Below are 19,096 nucleotides of genomic sequence, written 5' to 3'. Positions count from 1 at the left end.
GGAGTCCCCATGACGCTGAGTCAGGATATTCTGGCAGAACTGGCGGAGATTACCCCCGGTTCCCCGCTCGATCAGGCGCGCGCCGTCCGCGATGCCGCCACCCGTCACGCCCAGGGAAGTTATGAAGTGCTGTTCCGCCAGCAGGACGCTGACTTTCCTCTTGATGAACGCTTCGCGGTGGCCGCGAAGGTGGCAAAACTGCACCAGGCGGACGCGCTGGCGGCGCACTATGCCGGTTTCGGCCTCGCCGATCCGACCACCGATCGTCTGGTCCCGGCGCTGGCCTTTGCCCGCCTGCTCACCTTCACCCCCGTTGAAGCCACTCCCGGCGCGCTGCACACCTTAACCGGCGCGGGCTGGAGCCTGCGGGGCATCGTCACCCTGGCGCAGCTGGTAGCCTTTGTCAGCTTCCAGAGCCGACTGCTGCTGGGCCTGCGGGCGCTCAACCATAAGCCCATCGTCAGCGCAGATACGCCGCTGGTCGCCGGATACTGGCATACCACCCCGTACGCGCAGAGCGGCAAAGCGGCCCCGGTTCGCTTCACCCGCGACGAGCTGCACTGGGAACCCTGGCTGGCCGATAAACCGCTGGCGGAATTCAACGCTGAAGAACAGGCGATTCTGGCCAAATATGGCCATAGCGACTCCCCCTACTTTCGCCTGCTGGCGCGCAACCAGCCGGTGCTGGAGCAGCGGACCCTGACCGATAGGGGCATTTTCTATACCGCGGGAGGATTGCCGCGCGCCGAACGCGAGCTGGCCGCCACGGTCGCCAGTAAAATCAACGGCTGTATCTACTGCGCCTCGGTGCATGCCCGCAAAGCGGCGCAGCTGGCGAAGGACGAGACCGCCGTCGACACGCTGCTGGCGGTGACGCCGGGAGAGGATCTACGCGACGGGCAATCGCCGCGCTGGCAGGCGGAAATCGACGCCGCCGCCGCGCTATCAGTGACGCCACCCGCGTTAAACGCCGATCATCTGGCGGCGCTTGATGAGCAGGGCTTAGATACTCTGGCCCAGCTGGATCTGCTGCAGTCCGCGGCCTTTTTCGCCTGGGCCAACCGCCTGATGCTGACCCTGGGCGAACCCTGGCGTGAGTAGGCGTCGTTAGTAAGCTTGTCGCCGCTGATGACAGCCATAGATGAGCAAGGCGCTCATCGCCAGAAACGACAGCGCGGCGGCGGGGAGCGCCACGCTGTTCCAGCCAAAGCCCTGGGCGATCATCATTCCGCCGCAGAAGGCGCCGATGGCGCTGCCGAGGTTAAAGGCGATCTGTCCCCCGGCCGCCCCCAGCATCTCGCCGCCTTTGGCGTTCTGCAGCAGCAGGATCTGCAGCGGCGCCGACAGAGCAAACAGCCCGGCGCAGCAGAGAAACGCCAGCGCCAGCGAAGCGACTTTCTGTTCACCGAAGACAAAGATCAGCAGCAGCGTCACGGCAATGACCCCGTCGGTCATGGCCGCAATGCGCAGCGGGCTGTAGCGCCCGGAAATTTTGCCGCTGAACAGATTGCCGACCACCATTCCCAGCCCCGCCAGCATCATAATCAGCATCATCTTGCTTTCAGCAAAGCCGGATACATTGAGCATAAAGGGCTTGATATAGCTGAACCAGGCAAACACGCCGGCGTTACCGAACATGGTGGCGGCGAAAATCAGCCACGGCGCCGGGGAGGCAAGAAAACGGAACTGCTCGCGCAGCCGCGTGCTGGCCCGGTCATAAAGCGTGGGCACCCAGCAGAAGATCGCCAGAAATACCGCCACGTTAAATACCGCGATAAGCGCAAAGGTATAGCGCCAGCTGAAGTGATGCCCAAGCCAGGTGCCGCCCGGGACGCCCACCAGGTTAGCGATCGTCATGCCGCCAATCATCCCCGCCACCGCGGCGGTCACCTTCCCCGGCGGCGCGATTTTCGACAGGATAATCGCGCCGACGCCAAAGAACGCCCCGTGGGGAAACCCGGAAACCAGCCGGCCAAGCGCCAGCATGGCGTAGCTACTGGAGAAGGTAAACAGGGTATTGCCGAGAATACACAGGCCAGCCAGGAACAGCATCACCGATTTCAGGGAAAACCGGCTGGAGAGCAGCGCCATGATCGGCGCGCCGATCACCACGCCGAAGGCATACCAGGCAATCATATTGCCGGCGGCGGGTATGGATATTCCGACATCGTGCGCCATATCCGGCAGCACGCCCATAATGCCAAACTCCGCCATGCCAAGTCCAAAGGTGCCCAGCGCCAGTGAAAAAATCGTTTTTTTCATACATCTTATAGGGGTATTGAGAGCCGGCCGGCATTATTTACCATCCCGCCCCGACACACCAGCTAAAAACGCCCGACGGCAGTTTCCTCCATACAACAGCCTGATTCGTTCATGTTCCCCAGCCGCGTGGCATACCGGCGGCGTGGTTTCGCAGTAACAATCCCCTATCAAAATCAGTGGGCTCAAAGAGATAAATACCTCATTGATCTCAAGTTAACTTGAGGTTGCAAAGTCAAATCATCGTTCACCTTGGGAGAATTATCCATGCAAAGTGTTGATGTCGGTTTTACTCATGTCGCCTTTACCGTCCGCTGTCTGGCCAGCAGCATCGATTTTTATACCCGCTATACCGCGATGACCGTCATTCACCAGCGCGAGCCCGACCTCCCCTCGGCGCGGAAAGTGGCATGGCTCAGCGACCGCACCCGGCCTTTCGCCCTGGTGCTGGTGCAAAGTGACGATCCGGCCGATACGCCGCTGGGACCGTTCGGCCATCTCGGCGTCGCCTGCGCCACCCAGGCCGAGATCGATGAGAAAGTGGCCCTCGCACGGCGGGAAGGTGTTTTACGCCGGGAGCCGGAGCAGCTGGGCGATCCGGTGGGCTATTTCGCTTTCTTTGCCGACCCGGACGGTAACACCCTGGAGCTGTCGTGGGGGCAGCGGGTGGGACTGGAAGTCATCCTGGCGGGAAAACCCGGTGAATAATTTTCCACCGCCTCGCCGGGGGAGGATTACACTTCAAAGGGATACCTCGGCAACACGGAGCATGGCGATGGGCAACAAGAAAAGCGGTAATCCGGTCGACACGGCGGCAAAAATCGCGCCGCTCGACAACAAAGCGTACGAGAAAGCGCTGCGCAAACTCCACGTTGAGCTGGTGAAACTGCAGCGCTGGGTGGTACACAAAGGACTGAAAGTGTGCATTGTCTTTGAAGGCCGGGACGGCGCCGGGAAAGGCGGCACCATTAAGGCCATCACCGAGCGCGTCAGCCCGCGTATCTTCCGGGTCGTCGCCTTACCCTCGCCCACCGAGCGCGAAAAAAGCCAGCTCTACTTTCAGCGCTATATCAAGCATCTCCCGGCGGCCGGCGAAATCGTGATTTTCGATCGCAGCTGGTACAACCGCGCCGGCGTCGAACGGGTGATGGGCTTTTGTACGCCGGAGGAGGTGCAGAAGTTCCTCGACGGCGCGCCGATGGTGGAGCGCGGCATGGTCGAATCGGGCATTATTCTGCTCAAGTACTGGCTGGAGGTCTCTCCGCAGGAGCAGGAGCGCCGTCTGCGGGATCGCATCGACGACGGGCGTAAAATCTGGAAGCTCTCGCCGATGGACATTAAGTCTTTCAACCGCTGGGATGAATATACTGCTGCCCGCGACGCCATGTTCGCCGCCACCGATACCGCCTGGGCGCCGTGGTTCGTCGCCCGCTCGGAGGATAAAAAGCGCGTGCGTCTGAATATCATCACCCATCTGCTGTCGCAGATCCCCTATGAAGCTTTACCGGTGGAGCCTGTGACGCTGCCGAAGCGCAAAATTGGCAAAATGAAACAGACTAATTTTCCTTTCCGCTTCATTCCGGAGAAGTTTTGATTATTTCCCGTCGCGCTGGTTAATGCCAGCGCCAGGTTTATTACTATAACCATGAATATTTCAGGCTGTTACTTCCCTCTGGAAGCTGCTTCGCAAAATAAATATTAAACTTACTGCTGGTATTTATTTTTTAGTGGGTAAAGTAAATAATCACAGAACCAACCGCAAGGAGCCTATGATGAAAAGTAATACGCTACGTAAAAGACCCACTGACGTACCCGTCCAGAAGGCGTCAGAACAGCCAGGTAAGGATTTACGAGAAGCAGATAAACAGCGACAGCACAAGGAATTCATTGCCGCAATGAATGAATTTATTGCAAAAGGAGGCACTCTTACTGATGATGAATTTTTCAGGGTGCTATGATGCTTGAACAATTCAATGTTTATCGAAATTGTTCTGCTCAGACAAATAAAACCCTGCCATATTATATGATCGTGCAGAATGATTATTATGCAGACCTGGCCACGAGAGTCATTATTCCTTTAATGCGACCACAACAGTTACCACGCTGGCATCAGCATGTCGTACCAAGGATAAATATAGAATTTGACAGCTTTTTACTTTGTACGCCAATGATCAGTAACTTAAATAATAAACGGATCCCGCCACAGGATTTCGTCTGCAATCTGAGTCATGCGCGCCAGGGCGTTATCGATTCAATCGATACACTTATCACGAACTGCTGACTGCCGGGAACCCGCTCCGACATCCTCGGAGCGGGTTTCGCGCCGTGAAGGCTTACTTCATCCCTTCACGACTCTCTTTCATCGCCTCCAGGCGTTCGACATCGCGATACCAGCGCGGGTGGTGTTTCTTCGCCCAGCGGCGGCTCACCTTGCCTTCAATCATTCCCTTAATCGACCCCTTCACCCAGAACGCCATATACATATGGATAAGGATGGCGTGGATCAGAATGATGGCCGATGTTGCGTGAATCAGAAGGCTATAGCGAATCACCTGCATCGGGAAATATTCCGCAAAATATGGGCGCCAGATAATCACCCCGGTCACCAGCAGCACGAAAATCATGCTCATGATGGTCCAGAACATCATCTTCTGCCCGGCGTTATACTTACCGACGCGCGCCACCTTATGCTCGTTGCCTTTCAGCACCTCGACGATGCCTTTCAGCCACGGAATATCCTGTTTATCAGGGATGTTGTGGTGGACAAAGCGCACGAACATAAACATCAGCGCGACAAAAATCAGCACCCCAAAGAACGGGTGCAGAATACGCCCCATCTGCGGCGTGCCGAAGGTTTCCGTTAGCCACTGTAGTGTCGGAAAGAAGAACGATATTCCCGACAGCGCCACGAGGAAGAAACAGATAACCACCGTCCAGTGACAGGCGCGATCGATAAACGTCGTGCGCACAATCATCTTCGATTTACTCATCATGCTTCTCCTCGTCGTCGTCAACTTCCTTGTTCGGCCCGATACCGATGTAGTGGTAAATCAGCCCGGCGAAGGTGGCGATAAAGCCCGCCGCCGCCAGCGGTTTCAGCGCCCCCTTCCACAGACTGATACTGGTATCGATCTGCGGTTCCTTCGGCAGCTTGTGATACAGCTCCGGCTGGTCGGCATGATGCAGGACGTACATCACGTGGGTGCCGCCGACGCCCGGCGGGTTGTAAATCCCGGCGTTGGCATAACCGCGTTTTTTAAGCTTAGCCACCCGCTCCTCGGCCACCTCCAGCATCTCTTTCTTCGTACCGAAGTGGATCGCGCCGGTAGGACAGGTTTTCACGCAGGCCGGCTCCTGGCCGACGCTGACCCGATCCACGCACAGGGTGCATTTATAGACCCGGTTATCCTCTTTATTGAGGCGCGGGACGTTAAACGGACACCCCGCAATGCAGTAGCCGCAGCCGATGCAGTTTTCCTGCTGGAAATCGACGATGCCGTTGGCGTACTGAATAATCGCCCCGGCGGACGGGCAGGCCTTCAGGCAGCCCGGCTCTGCGCAGTGCATACAGCCATCCTTGCGGATAAGCCACTCCAGTTTGCCGTTCTGTTCGGTCTCGCTAAAACGCATTACCGTCCAGGATTTGGCGCTGAGATCCGCCGGGTTGTCGTACACCCCGACGCAGTGCCCCACGTCATCGCGGATGTCATTCCACTCGGAACAGGCCACCTGGCAGGCTTTACAGCCCACGCAGGAGGAGACATCGATAAGCTTGGCGACTTCCGCTTTATAGTCCCGCGCGCGCGGCGCGGGGGTGATCGGGTTGGTCGCGGAGCGTTTAATAATGTCTTGGGTTTCCATCGCCATTGAATCGCTCCTTACGCTTTCTCGATGTTGACCAGGAACGCCTTGTATTCCGGCGTTTGCGAGTTGGAATCGCCAACGTTAGGCGTCAGGGTGTTGGCGATGTAGCCTTTGCGGGCCACGCCTTCAAAACCCCAGTGCAGCGGGATCCCGACGGTCTCCACCTGCTGGCCGTTGACGTTCAGCGTGCGCAGTCGGCGGGTCACCACGGCAACCGCGCGAATGAAGCCGCGCTTGCTGCTGACTTTCACCCAATCGCCGTTAGCGATACCTTTGCTTTTCGCCAGCCCTTCGCTGATTTCGACAAACTGTTCCGGCTGCGCGATGGAATTGAGCAACGCATGCTTGGTCCAGGTGTGGAAATGCTCGGTCAGACGATAGGTGGTCCCGACATACGGGAATTTATCCTTCTTACCTAAGCGAATGGCGTCCTCTTCATACAACCGCACCACCGGGCTGGAGACCACCTTCGGGTGCAGCGGGTTAGTGCCAAGCGGGGTTTCCATCGGCTCGTAGTGCTCCGGGAACGGCCCTTCCGCCAGTTTATCGAGCGCAAACAGGCGACCCAGCCCCTCCTGCTGCATGATAAACGGCCCGGTTTTGCTCCCTGGCGGCGCGGTATTGAAGTCCGGAATATCATTCCCGACCCACTTGCTGCCGTTCCACTGGATCAGCATCCGCTTCGCATCCCAGGGCTTGCCGTTGATATCGGCCGAAGCGCGGTTGTACAGCACCCGACGATTGAGCGGCCACGCCCAAGCCCATCCCAGCGTATTGCCCAGGCCCGAAGGATCGGCGTTATCACGATTCGCCATCTGGTTACCCTGCTCGGTCCAGCTGCCGGTATAGATCCAGCAAGACGACGCGGTGCTGCCGTCATCGCGCAGCAGCGCGAAGCTATTGAGCAGTTGGCCTTTTTTCGCCAGCAAAGTGCCATTTTGATCGTAGAGATCCGCCAGCGCGTAGCCGTTGTTCTCTTTTGCCACCTCTTCCGATTCCGGATGGTCCGGCTGCTTGTAGCGCCAGCTCATCTTCAGCAGGGGTTCCGCGCCCTTCCCGCCTTCGGTGCGGTACAGTTCGCGCAGGCGATGGTAAATCCCGGCAAGGATTTCGCCATCATTGCGCGCTTCACCTGGGGCATCCTGACCTTTCCAGTGCCACTGCAGCCAGCGGCCGGAGTTGGCGATCGAACCGTCCTCTTCGGCAAAGCAGGTCGACGGCAGACGGAAGACTTCGGTCTGAATCGCCGACGGGTCGACATCATTAGACTCGCCGTGGTTCTGCCAGAAGGTCGAGGTTTCGGTCACCAGCGGGTCGATAACCACCATATATTTCAGCTTGCTGAGGCTGCGAACCACTTTGTTTTTGTCCGGGAAGGAGGCAACCGGGTTAAAGCCCTGGCAGATATAGCCGGTGACGTTGCCGTTATCCATCATGTTGAAGTATTTGATAACGTCGTAAGCCTGGTCCCACTTCGGTAACCACTCAAAGCCCCAGTCGTTCTCTTTTTGCGCCGCCTCGCCGTAGAAGGATTTCATCAGGCTAACGAAGAATTTCGGGTAGTTGCTCCAGTAGTTCACCTGCTCGGGCAGGGTCGCCTTCGGCGTGTTGGCGCTGAGGTAGCTATGCAGATCGGTCTGTTTGTCCGATGGCAGCGTCAAATAGCCCGGCAGACTGGTCGACAGCAGGCCCAAATCGGTCAGCCCCTGAATATTAGAGTGGCCGCGCAGGGCGTTGACGCCGCCGCCGGCCATGCCCATATTGCCGAGCAGCAGCTGGATCATCGCCATGGTGCGGATGTTCTGCGCGCCGACGGTGTGCTGCGTCCAGCCCAGGGCATACAGGAAGGTGGTGGTGCGGTCCGCGGCGCTGGTTGAGGCCAGCACGTCGCACACTTTAAGGAAGTCCGCTTTCGGCGTACCGCAGATATTCTCCACCACTTCCGGCGTGTAGCGGGAAACGTGCTGCTTCAGCAGATTCCACACGCAGCGCGGGTGGGTGAGCGTTTCATCGCGTTTGGCGTAGCCGTTTTCATCGAACTGGTAGTTCCAGGACGATTTATCGTACTGGCGTTTTTCCGCATCGTAGCCGCTGAACAGCCCCTCTTCGAAGGCAAAATCATCCCGCACCAGCAGGCTGGCATTGGTGTAATGCTTAACGTACTCGGCATTGATCTTATTGTTTTCGATCAGGTACAGCAGCACGCCCGACAGGAAGGTAATGTCGGTACCGGAACGAATCGGCGCATAGATATCGGCCACCGACGCGGTGCGCGTAAAGCGCGGGTCGACGACGATCAGCGTGGCGTCGTTATTGTTTTTCGCCTCCATCGCCCAGCGGAAACCCACCGGATGGGCTTCGGCGGCGTTACCGCCCATCACCACCACGACGTTGGCGTTTTTGATATCCACCCAGTGGTTGGTCATAGCACCGCGACCAAATGTTGGAGCAAGACTTGCTACCGTTGGTCCGTGTCAGACGCGCGCCTGGTTGTCTACCGCCAGCATACCCAGCGATCGCACAAACTTCTGCGTTAGCATGCCGGTCTCATTGCTTGCCGCCGAGGCGCACAGCATGCCGGTGGAAAGCCAGCGGTTAACCGTCACGCCCTGTTCATTCTTTTCAATAAAGTTGGCGTCGCGGTCGGCTTTCATCAGTCGGGCGATGCGGTTAAAGGCTTCATCCCACGAGATGCGCTGCCATTTATCCGAGCCCGGGGCGCGGTATTGCGGATAACGCAGACGGTTTTCGCTGTGGACATAGTCCAGCAGGCCTGCCCCTTTCGGGCACAGCGCGCCGCGGCTCACCGGATGGTCCGGGTCCCCTTCGATATGGTAGATCGCTTCTTTGGCGTTTTTCGCACCGTCGCCGAGGCTATACATTAATAGCCCGCAGCCCACGGAGCAGTAAGTGCAGGTGTTGCGGATCTCTTTCGCACGCAGCAATTTGAAATTGCGTGCCTGAGCCAGCGCCATTTTAGGGGCAAAGCCCAGGGCGGCGGCGGTAGTTCCGGCCATACCGCCTGCGCAGATCTTAAAGAACTTTCTGCGGCTGACGTCCATTGCATTCCTCCATGCAGGATGTTGATTCATCGCGCGGAGGAAACTAACAGCAAAATCCCGGGAAAATTTGCGTCAAATCAAGGAGGAAAACCTTCGCCCCCTTAATCGCCAGCCCTGGCCATTTTCGCTAATCCCTAAGGGTTAGCAACGGCGGAAAATTTCGCCCCTCACCGATAAAAAGATGATATATATGCCGGCTGCATTTGCGTAACCATCAGGAAAAGCATGGAGAAAAAGAGAGCCACGACGATCGGCTTCGCCGCCATTATCTTATGGAGCACGATGGTCGGATTGATTCGCGGCGTCAGCGAAGGACTGGGAGCGGTCGGCGGCGCGGCGATGATTTACAGCCTTAGCGGCCTGCTGCTGATCTTTACCGTCGGCTTTCCCAACCTGCGCCAGATCCCGCGTCGCTATCTGCTGGCGGGCAGCGTGCTGTTTGTCAGCTATGAAATCTGCCTCGCGCTGTCGCTGGGCTATGCCGCCAACCGCCAGCAGGCCATTGAGGTGGGGATGGTCAATTACCTGTGGCCCAGCCTGACGATTTTATTCGCCATTCTCTTTAATGGCCAGAAAAGCAGCTGGCTGGTGATCCCCGGCCTGATTCTCGCCCTGCTGGGCGTTGGCTGGGTGTTGGGCGGTGAGCATGGGCTACAGCCCGATGAGATTATCAGTAACGTCATTTCCAGCCCGCTTAGCTATCTGCTGGCCTTTGTCGGGGCGTTTATCTGGGCCGCCTACTGCACGGTGACGGCCAAATATGCCCGCGGTAAAAACGCCATTACGCTGTTCGTCCTGTTAACCGCCCTGACGCTATGGCTGAAATTTCTCGCCAGCGACCAGCCGCCGATGCTGTTTAGCTGGCCGGTGGTCATTAAGCTGATGACGGTCTCCGTGGCGCTGGGGCTGGCCTACGCGGCGTGGAACGTTGGCATCCTGCACGGCAACGTCAGCCTGCTGGCGGCGGCCTCCTACTTCACGCCGGTGCTCTCCTCTGCGCTGGCGGCGATCCTGCTGAGTGCGACCCTGTCGTGGTCCTTCTGGCAGGGGGCCGGGATGGTATGTCTCGGCTCCCTGCTCTGCTGGTACGCCACCCGCCGTTAGCCGAGATCGCCTCCGGCTACCGGCAGCGTCACGCCGGTGATATAGCTGGCCTCATCGCTGGCGAGAAACAGGATCGCATTCGCCTGTTCCGCCAGCGTGCCGTACCGGTGCAGCAGACTGCTCGCCACCGTCTGATCGACGACCTGCTGATACCACGCCTTTTCCTGCTCGCTCGGCTGCTCTTCGTTACGCGGCGTCAGGCGCGGCGGCGCCTCGGTCCCGCCCGGGGCCACGGCGTTAATCCGAATACCGCTACCGCTGTACTCCATGGCAATCGACCGGGTCAGCGCGTTAACGCCGCCTTTCGCCGCCGAGTACGGCACCCGATTCACTCCCGCCGTCGCCACCGATGAAATGTTGACGATGCTGCCTTTGCCCTGCTTCAGCATCCATGGCAGCGCCGCGCGGCAGCCCCACAGCGTGGGGAACAGCGAGCGGCGGATCTCTTTCTCAATCTGCTCCGGCTGGTATTCGGCAAAGGGGCGCGCCCAGATGGTGCCCCCAACGTTGTTGATCAGCACGTCGATACGGCCAAAATGAGCGACCCCGGCGGCAAACGCCTGCTCGGTACTTTCCCACGCTTCCAGATCCGCCTCCAGCGCCAGCACCAGACAGCCGGATTGCGCCAGCGTCGCCGCCAGCTCATGGACGTATGACGAGCGATCGATGAGCAGCAGAGCCGCGCCTTCTGCAGCCGCCTGCTCCGCCGTCTGGCGGCCAATGCCCTGCGCCGCGCCGGTGATGACGACGACTTTATCGGTAAAACGCATTTTGTCTCCTTATGCCGCCGCGCTCTGGCTGGCGATAAATTTCTCATACCAGAACCCCGCCGGGGTGATCCCGCGGTCGCGCAACGCCGTGGCAACCGCGTTAACCATCGGCGGCGGGCCGCAGAGATAGATGTCCACGTCGCCGTTGTTCAGCATCGCGTCGTCGAGATGGTCGGTGACAAAGCCGCGCTGCGGGCAAGTGCTGTTTTCATCGGCCACCACCGGTAGCCAACGATACCCCGTCAACTGTTGAGTAAAGGTATCCAGCGCGTCGGTTTTCACCAGATCGCAGTCACGTGTAACACCGTACAGCAGCATCACCGGACGCTGTCTGCCCTGTGTCTGCAGGGTATGGAGCATGGAGAGCAGCGGCGCCAGGCCGGTACCGCCGGCAAGCATCAGCAGCGGACGTTCGCCGTGGCGCAGATAGAAGCTGCCCATCGGGCCGCTGAGGGTAAGACGATCGCCGGGCCGCGCCCGCTGGGTTAACCACTGGCTCATCATCCCGCCAGGCACGTTACGGATCAGAAAACGCCCTTCGAGGGAACCCGGTTGCGAGCTAAATGAGTAGGCGCGGACATGAGGCGTGCCCGGCACCTGAATGTTGACGTACTGCCCCGGCAGGAAGGCCAGCGGCTCATCGAGGGCGACCACCAGTTCGATGGCGGTATCGGACAGTAAATTCACCTGCCGTACCTGCGCCCCGGTGTTGGTCAGCGCGGTTTTACACTGCGCGGCGGCCACCGGCACATCGATCACGCAGTCGCTGGTCGGGACCATCTGACAGGTCAGCACCTGACGGGCCTGCGCTTCGTCGTCGCTTAACGCCTCGTCGAGATAATCTTCACCCAGGTCGTACTCACCGCTGGCGCAGTGGCATTTGCAGGTACCGCAAACGCCGTCCGAGCAGTCCATCGGCAGATTCACCTTCTGGCGATAGGCGGCATCCAGGACTTTCTCTCCGGCATTGCACTGAATAAAACGGGTTACGCCGTCCTCAAAATTAAGAGCAATATTGAAGGTCATAAGCGCCTCTTAAATGTGGTAAACGTCAATCACCTGACGGATATAGTCGTTATTCAGGCGCACAGTTTTACGGACGATCTGCGGCCTGCCGTCCTGCTCAATTAGCGTGCAGCAGGTAGAGCCAAAATAGGCATCCGTGTGCTGATAGCGATGGCTCCAGGTGACCCAGCTGTAACGCACCTCCAGACCCTCGTCGCTTTCGCCCATCAGCTCAACGTTGCTGATGATATGGGTGGTCCGCGGCTCTGGCGTGCTGGCCCCGGAGCGCTCGGTTTTAATGCGGTAGACGCGATCCTCCAGCCCTTCGCGGTTGGGGTAGTAGATAAGCGAAATCTCTTTTTGCGGGTCGCGGGTCAGCTGGTCATCGTCGCCCCACGCCGGCATCCAGTAGACCACCTGCGGGCTGTAGCAGCTGAGCCATTCGTCCCACTGACGATCGTCCAGCAGACGGGCTTCGTAGTAGAGAAACTGGCGAACCTGTTCGAGGTTAAGCATCAGGCCACCTCCACGCGCTGGGTAATGGACTGGTCGTAACGCTGTTGTTCCTGTTCAATGGCCGCCAGCATCAGCGTCTGCCAGTGGTGGTGATGGGCGATGTACAGCGCTTCGTCCTCCGATTTCACCCCGCTTAACCGCGGCGAAAAGCCGGCATGTTGCGCATGCTCATCCGCGCCATCGACCCAGCGCAGCGCGCCGCGGCTGAGGTCGCTCCATGGCAGATTTTCGCCGAGATAGCCGCGCTGACAGGCGCTGAACTCTTCGAGGTCGTCCGGCGTCCCCATCCCACTGACGTTAAAGAAATCCTCGTACTGGCGGATTCGCAGCGCTCTGGCCTGGTCGGATTCCCCTTTCGGCGCAAAGCACCAGATGGTGACTTCGGTTTTATCCACCGCAATGGGGCGGATTACGCGGATTTGCGTCGAGAACTGATCCATCAGGTAGACATTGGGGTACAGGCACAGGTTGCGGGTTTCGTTGACCATCTGGTCGGCACGGCGTTCGCCAAATTCCGCCTGCAGCCGTTCGCGGTGGGCATAGACCGGGCGCACTTCCGGGTTGAGCGCCCGGGTCCACAACAGCATATGGCCGTTATCAAATCCATAGCCGCCGCCGAGGCTTTTTGACCAACCGTTGGCATCCACCGCGTGCGTCCCTTCCGCTTCATAGTTGCGGCGTGACATGGTTGAGGCGTAGTTCCAGTGGACCACGCTGACGTGATAGCCATCGGCGCCGTTTTCCGCGCCCAGTTTCCAGTTGCCCTCATATACATAGCTCGACGAACCCTTAAGTACCTCGAGCCCCTCCGGCGCCTGGTCGACGATCAGGTCAATAATCTTGCAGGTTTCTCCGAGATAGGCCTCCAGCGGCTGCACGTCGGCCTTGAGGCTACCGAATAAGAAACCGCGGTAAGACTGAAAACGCGGCAATTTTTGCAGGTCGTGGGAGCCGTCTTGTTTAAAGCTCGGCGGATAGCCGCCGGTGCTCTCATCTTTGGCTTTTAATAATTTGCCGTTATTGCTGAAGGTCCAGCCGTGAAACGGACAGGTAAACGAATTTTTATTCCCGGTTTTGCGTCGACATAACATGGCGCCGCGGTGGGCGCAGCTGTTAATTAGCGCGTGCAGCTCATTCTTTTTATCGCGGGTAATAATAACCGGCTGCCGTCCCAGCGTCAGGGTATAATAATCACCCGGCTGGGGAATTTGACTTTCATGAGCGAGAAATACCCAGTTACCTTCGAAAATATGCTTCATTTCAAATTCAAACAGCTGCGGGTCGGTAAATATAGAGCGATGGCAGCGGTAAATATGATTTTCACGGTCGACAACTAAGGCATTATTGATTTTGTCTTTGAGCGTCGAGAGCGTTTTTTGCATGAGTCGGTCCCTCCTGCAGGATTCAGGATGAAAGAAACAGGGTGAATTCTTCGTTTTCGAGTGCAATATCTGGCCCGGGCAGTAGCGTGCCCGGGGCCGATAATGCCGCTTACTCTTTGGCGCGCACGCGGATCCCGCGCTGCTCTTCGTCGGCGCTCAGCGCTTTACACAGGGTGAAATCAAAACAAACCTCGGTGTGCTCTCCCTCAAGATTGCGCTGCGCGATGATCTCGCGGTCGGTCACTTTTACCGGATCGGCAATCAGGCCGTCGCGGGTGGCAAAGGCAAAATCGTCCCACAGGTATTTATCGCCATTGAGGTTAATCTGGCTGGTCAGATGTTTATGACCCGGCGCGGAGACGAAAAAGTGAATGTGCGCCGGACGGTTGCCGTGGCGACCCAGTCTGTCCAGCAGTTTCTGGGTTGGGCCATCCGGCGGGCAGCCGTAGCCGGAGGGCATGATGCTGCGCACGCTGTAGCGGCCATCGGCGCCGGTGCGGATCCGCCGGCGCAGGTTGTACTCACTCTGGCCTGGGTCGAAGAAGGAATAATTTCCGAGGGTGTTGGCGTGCCAGATATCAACAATAGCGTTGGCCACTGGCCGACCTTCGGTGTCTTTGACTTCACCGTGCAGCCACATCACTTCTCCGGCGTCGGCGCCATCATCCATGCGGGCGTGACCCTCGGCCAGCGGCGCATTAGCCACGTACAGCGGCCCTTCGATGGTGCGCGGGGTGCCGGTTTCCCGATGCGCTGCCGCGTCGATGGCGTCCTGGCGCAGATCGAGGAAATGCTCCAGTCCCAGACCCGCCGCCAGCAGCGCCGCCTCCTGGCGCCCGCCCAGCTCGTGCAAATAGTTTACCGCGTGCCAGAACTCTTCTTCCGTAACGTTATAGTCGTCGATGAGCGTGCAGATATTTTCCAGCAGACGATGAATAATCGCCTTAAAACGTTCATCGCCGCCGGCAACATCTAATCCGGCACTGTCGCGTAATAATTTCTGAATAGCTGGTTGTTGTACGAATACATTACTCATACTGGTTCTCTCTTATATTTTGCAGGGTATACGCCGGTAATACCGGCGTGAGGTCAGATATTATTATTAGCGATCGTCATCGCGAATTGATGACGGATGACGACAGAGGGCTTCCACTTTTATCGCCATAAAAGGATATAGCGGCAATCCCATTAATATTTGATGCAATTCTTCGGCATCTTGAACATCGAAAATACTGACGTTGGCATAAAGGCCGGCAACGCGCCAGATATGTCGCCATTTGCCTTCCCGCTGTAATTGTTGCGAATAGGCTTTTTCGCGTTGTTTTATTTCCTCCGCCTCGTTGGCGGGAAAGCCAGGCGGAATATTGACGGTCATCTCCACTTTAAATAACATTTTTTTCTCCTGTTCCCCGCTACGGCTGGCGGGTATAAAAATGCAGTTTGTCTTCATCCAGCTCGACGCCAAGGCCCGGCGTTTGCGGCAGCGCCACCTGACCGTCGGCAAAGGTGAGCGGCACGCTGACAATATCGTCTTTCAGCAACAGCGGGCCGAACATCTCGGTACCCCACTGCAGCGGCAGCGTCGACCAGGCGTGCAGAGAAGCCACGGTCCCTACGGTGCCTTCCAGCATGGTGCCGCCGTACAGGCCAATCCCTGCCGCCTGCGCGACGCGGGCCAGCGCCAGCACGCTGTTCGGCCCCCCGGCTTTGGCGATTTTCAGCGCGTAAGCGCCGGTAAAGCCCTGCTGCGCCAGCTGATAACCATCGTAAGCGGTCGCGACCGCTTCATCCGCGAGGATCGCGGTTTCAATTTGCTGGCTTAGCCGCACCAGGGCGGCATTATCGTGGGCGCTGACCGGCTGTTCGATAAGATCGACGCCCATCGCCGCCAGTTCGCGGCAGCCTTTCGCGCCGGTGGCAGCGTCCCAGGCCTGGTTGACGTCGACACGGATGCTGGCGCGGTCGCCTAACGCTTCAACGATGGCGCGGGTATGACGCAGGTCGGTGGCGAGTTCACGCGCGCCGATCTTCAGTTTGAACGCCCGGTGGCGGCCTTCGGCCAACAGTTTTTCTCCTTCAGCGATATCTTTCGCGGTATCGCCGCTGGCTAAGGTCCACAGCACCGGCAACGCCGTTTGCAGCGCGCCGCCGAGCAGGGCTGATACCGGCAGACCTAAGGCTTTGCCCCGGGCGTCGAGCAGCGCAGTTTCGATGGCGGACTTCGCAAAGGTGTTGCCTTTAATGGCGCCGTTCATACGGGCGGTCAGCGCATTCAGGTTATCGGCCGACTGCCCTTTCAACAGCGGCGTCAGATAATGGGTGATCGCCGACGAGATGGCCTCGGGGCTCTCAACGCCATAGCTCAAGCCGCCGATGGTGGTGGCTTCGCCGATGCCGCAGATGCCGTCGGAACGGGTAAGGCGCACAGTCACCAGCGACTGGCAGCCCATGGTGGTCATCGACAATTTATGCGGCCGGATGGTCGGGACATCCACAATCCAGCTCTCGATTTGCTCTACGGTGGCAGTCATTTTCTGTTCCTGATGAGATATATAACTTTTTGTACCCACATCCATAACGGGGGTCTGTGCCATTGACAATAGGGTTCAGCCTGGCGGATGGTCAACGGCGATAATCGAAATGTTGTGCGATTATCGACGCGTTTGTTAAAAGACGGTTATTAATGTGATCATGGTGGTAAAACCGGCACAATTCAGCGCGCCCCATTTTGCGCAAGGTATAGTGATCTGCCGTGAGCTTTACGCTGCAACGGAGAAGGATGCGATGAGCGACAATATACCCAATACGCTGAGCGCCAGGCAGGCCGAGCACGACCCTAACTTTATGCTATCTCTGGCCCGCGGGCTGGAGGTCCTTAACGCCTTCACCCCCCAGCGCCAGCGGCTGACCATTTCCCAGCTCAGCCAGAAAACGCAAATCTCGCGCGCGGCGGTACGCCGCTGTTTGTATACCCTCGCCGCGCTGGGCATGGTGCACAGTCCGGATGGCCGTAGCTATGAACTGCTCCCCCGGGTGCTGGCCGTCGGCCACGCCTATCTGGCAGGCACGCCGCTGGCCAAGGTGGCGCAGACGGCGCTGGATAATCTTGGCAAAGCGCTCGGCGAATCCTGTTCGGCGGCCACGCTCGACGGGGATAACGTGCTCTATATTGCCCGCGCGGCGGTCAATAATTTACTGAGCATCGATCTGGGGCGCGGCAGCCGCCTGCCGGCGTGGGCCACGTCGATGGGGCGGGTGTTGCTGAGCGCGCTGCCGGAGGAACAGCTGGAAGTGACGTTGTCACGGGCTACGCTTATTCGCTACACTCCGCATACCCTGTGCGATTTGTCCGGTTTACGTGCAGAGATCGCTCGGGTGCGCATGCAGGGCTATGCCCTCGCCGACCGGCAGATCGAGGTAGGCTTGTGCTCGCTGGCGGTACCCGTGCTGTCGCGTCACGGTCAGGTGGTGGCCGCCCTGAATGTCGGGGTACCTGCCGCGACGGTCTGCGCCGCGGCGTTAAAAGAGAAGGCCCTCGCTCCGCTACGGCGCGCGGCGATGGATCTGTCGCTGCAGCTATAGCGCCGACTGCGGTTTCGCCACGGTGGCGAGGCTGCGCCAGATCCCGGCGGCCAGCAGCAGAAGCAATACACCCGCCGTCGCCAGCACCAGGCTATGAGCCTGAATAAAAGCCGTCTTCGCCGCCGCCATCAGCGCCTGCGCCACCCCGGCGGGCAGCGCCTGGGACAGACTCACCGCCTCGCCAATCGATGACGCCGCCTGCTGCGCCATGGCGCCACTCAGGCCAGACGGCAGCGCAATAGAGGCGCTGTAGCTGCGGGTCAGGATCAGGCCGAACAGCGCTATGCCGAGACCGGCGCCCAGCTCATAGGCCATGGTTTCAATCGCCCCGGCGGCCGCCGCTTTCTCCTTCGGCGCTGCCGCCATAATCGCGGAACTGGAGGCCAGCAGCGCGCTGGCCACGCTAAAGCCCAGCAGCGTCATCAGCCCCCAGGCCAGCCACTGCTGGGTACTGAAATCGGTCAACGCCAGGCCGAGAAAGCTGAAGGCGCTGAGCAGCATCCCGCCGGTCGCCACCTCGCGCAGCCCAAGCCGCGACACCAGCAGGCCGGCAATCGGGCCGCTGAAGCCGCTGGCCACCATTACCGGCAGCATAAATATCCCCGCCTCGAACGGCGTTTTCTGGTGCACAAACTGCAGCTCCTGGGCCATCAGCAGCTCAAAACCGACCAGGGTAATCAGGGCCGTCATCGCCATCATCACCCCGCTTAAGATTATGCGATGGGTGAACAGGCGCATATCCACCATCGGGCGGGCCGCCGACAGCTGCTTGCGGATAAACCAGGTTAACATCGCCGCCCCGCCGAGCGCCACCAGCGCGGTGAGCCACAGCGCCAGCTGGCCCTTCAGCGCCGATTTCGCGCTAAACACCAGCATCAGGATCGCGGCAATCAAAACGAGCGCCTGCAGTAGATTGAGCGGCTGTTCGCGGCGCGCGGGCTGGCGCGGCACCACTTTCGCGTTAATCGCGATAACCACCAGCACGATCGGCACATTGATCAGGAACACCGACCCCCAGTAGAAATGCTCCAGCAGGATACCGCCCACCAGCGGGCCGAAGGCTGCGCCGCCGGAGCCGACCGCTGCCCACAGCCCCAGCGCCATATTGCGCTGGCTGGCCTCGGCAAAGGTGCTGCGGATCCCGGCCAGCGTCGCCGGGACGATCATCGCCGCTCCCACCGCCAGCAAAGCGCGTGAGGCAATCAGCGTCATGGCCGTCGGCGACAGCGCGGCGCACAGCGAGGCGATGCCAAAAATGGCGCTGCCGAGCAGCAGCAGGCGCTTAAAGCCGATCTTATCGCCAAGGGCGCCCATCGGCAGCACCATGCCGGCCATCACTAATGAGTAGATATCAATGATCCACAACAGCTCATTGCCGCTGCTACCCAGCGCCACGCTGAGGGTCGGCGCGGCCACATGCAACACCGTAGCGTCAATCGCCACCGGAATATAAACCAGCAAAATCGCCATCAGCGTCATCCATTGCCGTGACATAGCTTGTACCTCAATCAATATTGAATATTGGACACACGTCCAGGATGGCGATCCTGCC

General features: G+C 59.0%; 19 protein-coding genes. 7 read left to right on the top strand and 12 right to left on the bottom strand.

Going from position 1 to position 19,096, the window contains the following annotated elements; genetic code table 11:
- The first annotated feature begins 9 nt into the window (after nt 1-9).
- On the top strand, nt 10-1,101 hold the full coding sequence (locus KB890_RS00760; protein WP_020324738.1) for an alkylhydroperoxidase domain protein: 1,092 nt from the start codon (nt 10-12) through the stop codon (nt 1,099-1,101).
- Nucleotides 1,102-1,107: 6 nt separating this feature from the next.
- On the opposite strand, the gene araJ is transcribed toward KB890_RS00760, so the two are convergent.
- Nucleotides 1,108-2,262, bottom strand: coding sequence for an MFS transporter AraJ (gene araJ / locus KB890_RS00755; protein WP_020806253.1), 1,155 nt, complete (start codon nt 2,260-2,262; stop codon nt 1,108-1,110).
- Between the two features lie 264 nt (nt 2,263-2,526).
- Here araJ and KB890_RS00750 point away from each other — a divergent pair, with 264 nt between their 5' ends.
- The 4 genes from KB890_RS00750 (at nt 2,527) to KB890_RS00735 (ending at nt 4,540) form a co-directional block, all read left to right on the top strand.
- Complete coding sequence (locus KB890_RS00750; RefSeq protein WP_002906451.1) at nt 2,527-2,967, top strand: VOC family protein; 441 nt, start codon at nt 2,527-2,529, stop codon at nt 2,965-2,967.
- Between the two features lie 67 nt (nt 2,968-3,034).
- Nucleotides 3,035-3,853 (top strand): polyphosphate kinase 2, encoded by an 819-nt coding sequence (gene ppk2 / locus KB890_RS00745; RefSeq protein ID WP_004180084.1) that lies wholly within the window; start codon nt 3,035-3,037, stop codon nt 3,851-3,853.
- Nucleotides 3,854-4,031: 178 nt separating this feature from the next.
- A complete protein-coding gene (locus KB890_RS00740) occupies nt 4,032-4,217 on the top strand; it encodes a hypothetical protein (RefSeq protein WP_004175994.1) in 186 nt (61 codons plus the stop codon).
- Complete coding sequence (locus KB890_RS00735; RefSeq protein ID WP_020947744.1) at nt 4,214-4,540, top strand: CcdB family protein; 327 nt, start codon at nt 4,214-4,216, stop codon at nt 4,538-4,540. Before KB890_RS00740 ends, KB890_RS00735 begins: the two co-directional genes overlap by 4 nt.
- A gap of 52 nt (nt 4,541-4,592) precedes the next feature.
- On the opposite strand, the gene fdnI is transcribed toward KB890_RS00735, so the two are convergent.
- The 3 genes from fdnI to fdnG are packed head-to-tail and all read right to left on the bottom strand — an operon-like array spanning nt 4,593 to nt 9,185.
- A complete protein-coding gene (gene fdnI / locus KB890_RS00730; RefSeq protein ID WP_002906457.1) occupies nt 4,593-5,249 on the bottom strand; it encodes a formate dehydrogenase-N subunit gamma in 657 nt (218 codons plus the stop codon).
- Nucleotides 5,242-6,126, bottom strand: a complete 885-nt coding sequence (fdxH, locus tag KB890_RS00725) for a formate dehydrogenase subunit beta (protein ID WP_004143747.1) — start codon at nt 6,124-6,126, stop codon at nt 5,242-5,244. The genes fdnI and fdxH overlap by 8 nt, the downstream gene beginning before the upstream one ends.
- Nucleotides 6,127-6,137: 11 nt before the next feature.
- Nucleotides 6,138-9,185, bottom strand: a complete 3,048-nt coding sequence (fdnG, locus tag KB890_RS00720) for a formate dehydrogenase-N subunit alpha (protein ID WP_086549527.1) — start codon at nt 9,183-9,185, stop codon at nt 6,138-6,140.
- 225 nt (nt 9,186-9,410) lie between these two features.
- On the opposite strand from fdnG, the gene yddG reads away from it, so the two are divergent.
- On the top strand, nt 9,411-10,289 hold the full coding sequence (gene yddG / locus KB890_RS00715; RefSeq protein ID WP_020324775.1) for an aromatic amino acid DMT transporter YddG: 879 nt from the start codon (nt 9,411-9,413) through the stop codon (nt 10,287-10,289).
- On the opposite strand, the gene benD is transcribed toward yddG, so the two are convergent.
- The 7 genes from benD to KB890_RS00680 all read right to left on the bottom strand — a co-directional run bounded on the left by benD (nt 10,286) and on the right by KB890_RS00680 (nt 16,538).
- Nucleotides 10,286-11,059: a benzoate diol dehydrogenase BenD gene (gene benD, locus KB890_RS00710; RefSeq protein WP_004143751.1), complete on the bottom strand. Its 774-nt coding sequence runs from the start codon at nt 11,057-11,059 to the stop codon at nt 10,286-10,288. The genes yddG and benD overlap by 4 nt on opposite strands.
- Before the next feature lie 9 nt (nt 11,060-11,068).
- Nucleotides 11,069-12,085, bottom strand: a complete 1,017-nt coding sequence (benC, locus tag KB890_RS00705) for a benzoate 1,2-dioxygenase electron transfer component BenC (RefSeq protein ID WP_020324740.1) — start codon at nt 12,083-12,085, stop codon at nt 11,069-11,071.
- A gap of 9 nt (nt 12,086-12,094) precedes the next feature.
- Nucleotides 12,095-12,580, bottom strand: a complete 486-nt coding sequence (gene benB / locus KB890_RS00700) for a benzoate 1,2-dioxygenase small subunit (RefSeq protein WP_004200052.1) — start codon at nt 12,578-12,580, stop codon at nt 12,095-12,097.
- Entirely contained in the window at nt 12,580-13,962 is a 1,383-nt protein-coding gene (locus KB890_RS00695) for a Rieske 2Fe-2S domain-containing protein (RefSeq protein WP_004175987.1), read from the bottom strand. The genes benB and KB890_RS00695 overlap by 1 nt, the downstream gene beginning before the upstream one ends.
- A gap of 109 nt (nt 13,963-14,071) precedes the next feature.
- Nucleotides 14,072-14,998 carry a catechol 1,2-dioxygenase gene (gene catA / locus KB890_RS00690; protein WP_004175986.1) on the bottom strand — a complete coding sequence of 309 codons (927 nt, stop codon included), beginning with the start codon at nt 14,996-14,998 and terminating at the stop codon, nt 14,072-14,074.
- Between the two features lie 66 nt (nt 14,999-15,064).
- Nucleotides 15,065-15,355 carry a muconolactone Delta-isomerase gene (catC, locus tag KB890_RS00685; protein WP_002906471.1) on the bottom strand — a complete coding sequence of 97 codons (291 nt, stop codon included), beginning with the start codon at nt 15,353-15,355 and terminating at the stop codon, nt 15,065-15,067.
- Between the two features lie 19 nt (nt 15,356-15,374).
- On the bottom strand, nt 15,375-16,538 hold the full coding sequence (locus KB890_RS00680; RefSeq protein WP_020324746.1) for a muconate cycloisomerase family protein: 1,164 nt from the start codon (nt 16,536-16,538) through the stop codon (nt 15,375-15,377).
- Between the two features lie 115 nt (nt 16,539-16,653).
- Here KB890_RS00680 and KB890_RS00675 point away from each other — a divergent pair, with 115 nt between their 5' ends.
- Complete coding sequence (locus KB890_RS00675) at nt 16,654-17,544, top strand: IclR family transcriptional regulator domain-containing protein (RefSeq protein WP_020806255.1); 891 nt, start codon at nt 16,654-16,656, stop codon at nt 17,542-17,544.
- Here KB890_RS00675 and kmrA read toward each other — a convergent pair.
- Nucleotides 17,539-19,038 carry an efflux MFS transporter KmrA gene (kmrA, locus tag KB890_RS00670; protein WP_004175980.1) on the bottom strand — a complete coding sequence of 500 codons (1,500 nt, stop codon included), beginning with the start codon at nt 19,036-19,038 and terminating at the stop codon, nt 17,539-17,541. The genes KB890_RS00675 and kmrA overlap by 6 nt on opposite strands.
- Between the last annotated feature and the right edge of the window lie 58 nt (nt 19,039-19,096).

Source organism: Klebsiella sp. P1954, assembly GCF_018199955.1.
Classification (GTDB): domain Bacteria; phylum Pseudomonadota; class Gammaproteobacteria; order Enterobacterales; family Enterobacteriaceae; genus Klebsiella; species Klebsiella pneumoniae.
The sequence above is the reverse complement of the archived record's forward strand: the minus strand, read 5'-3'. Positions and strand labels throughout refer to the sequence as shown.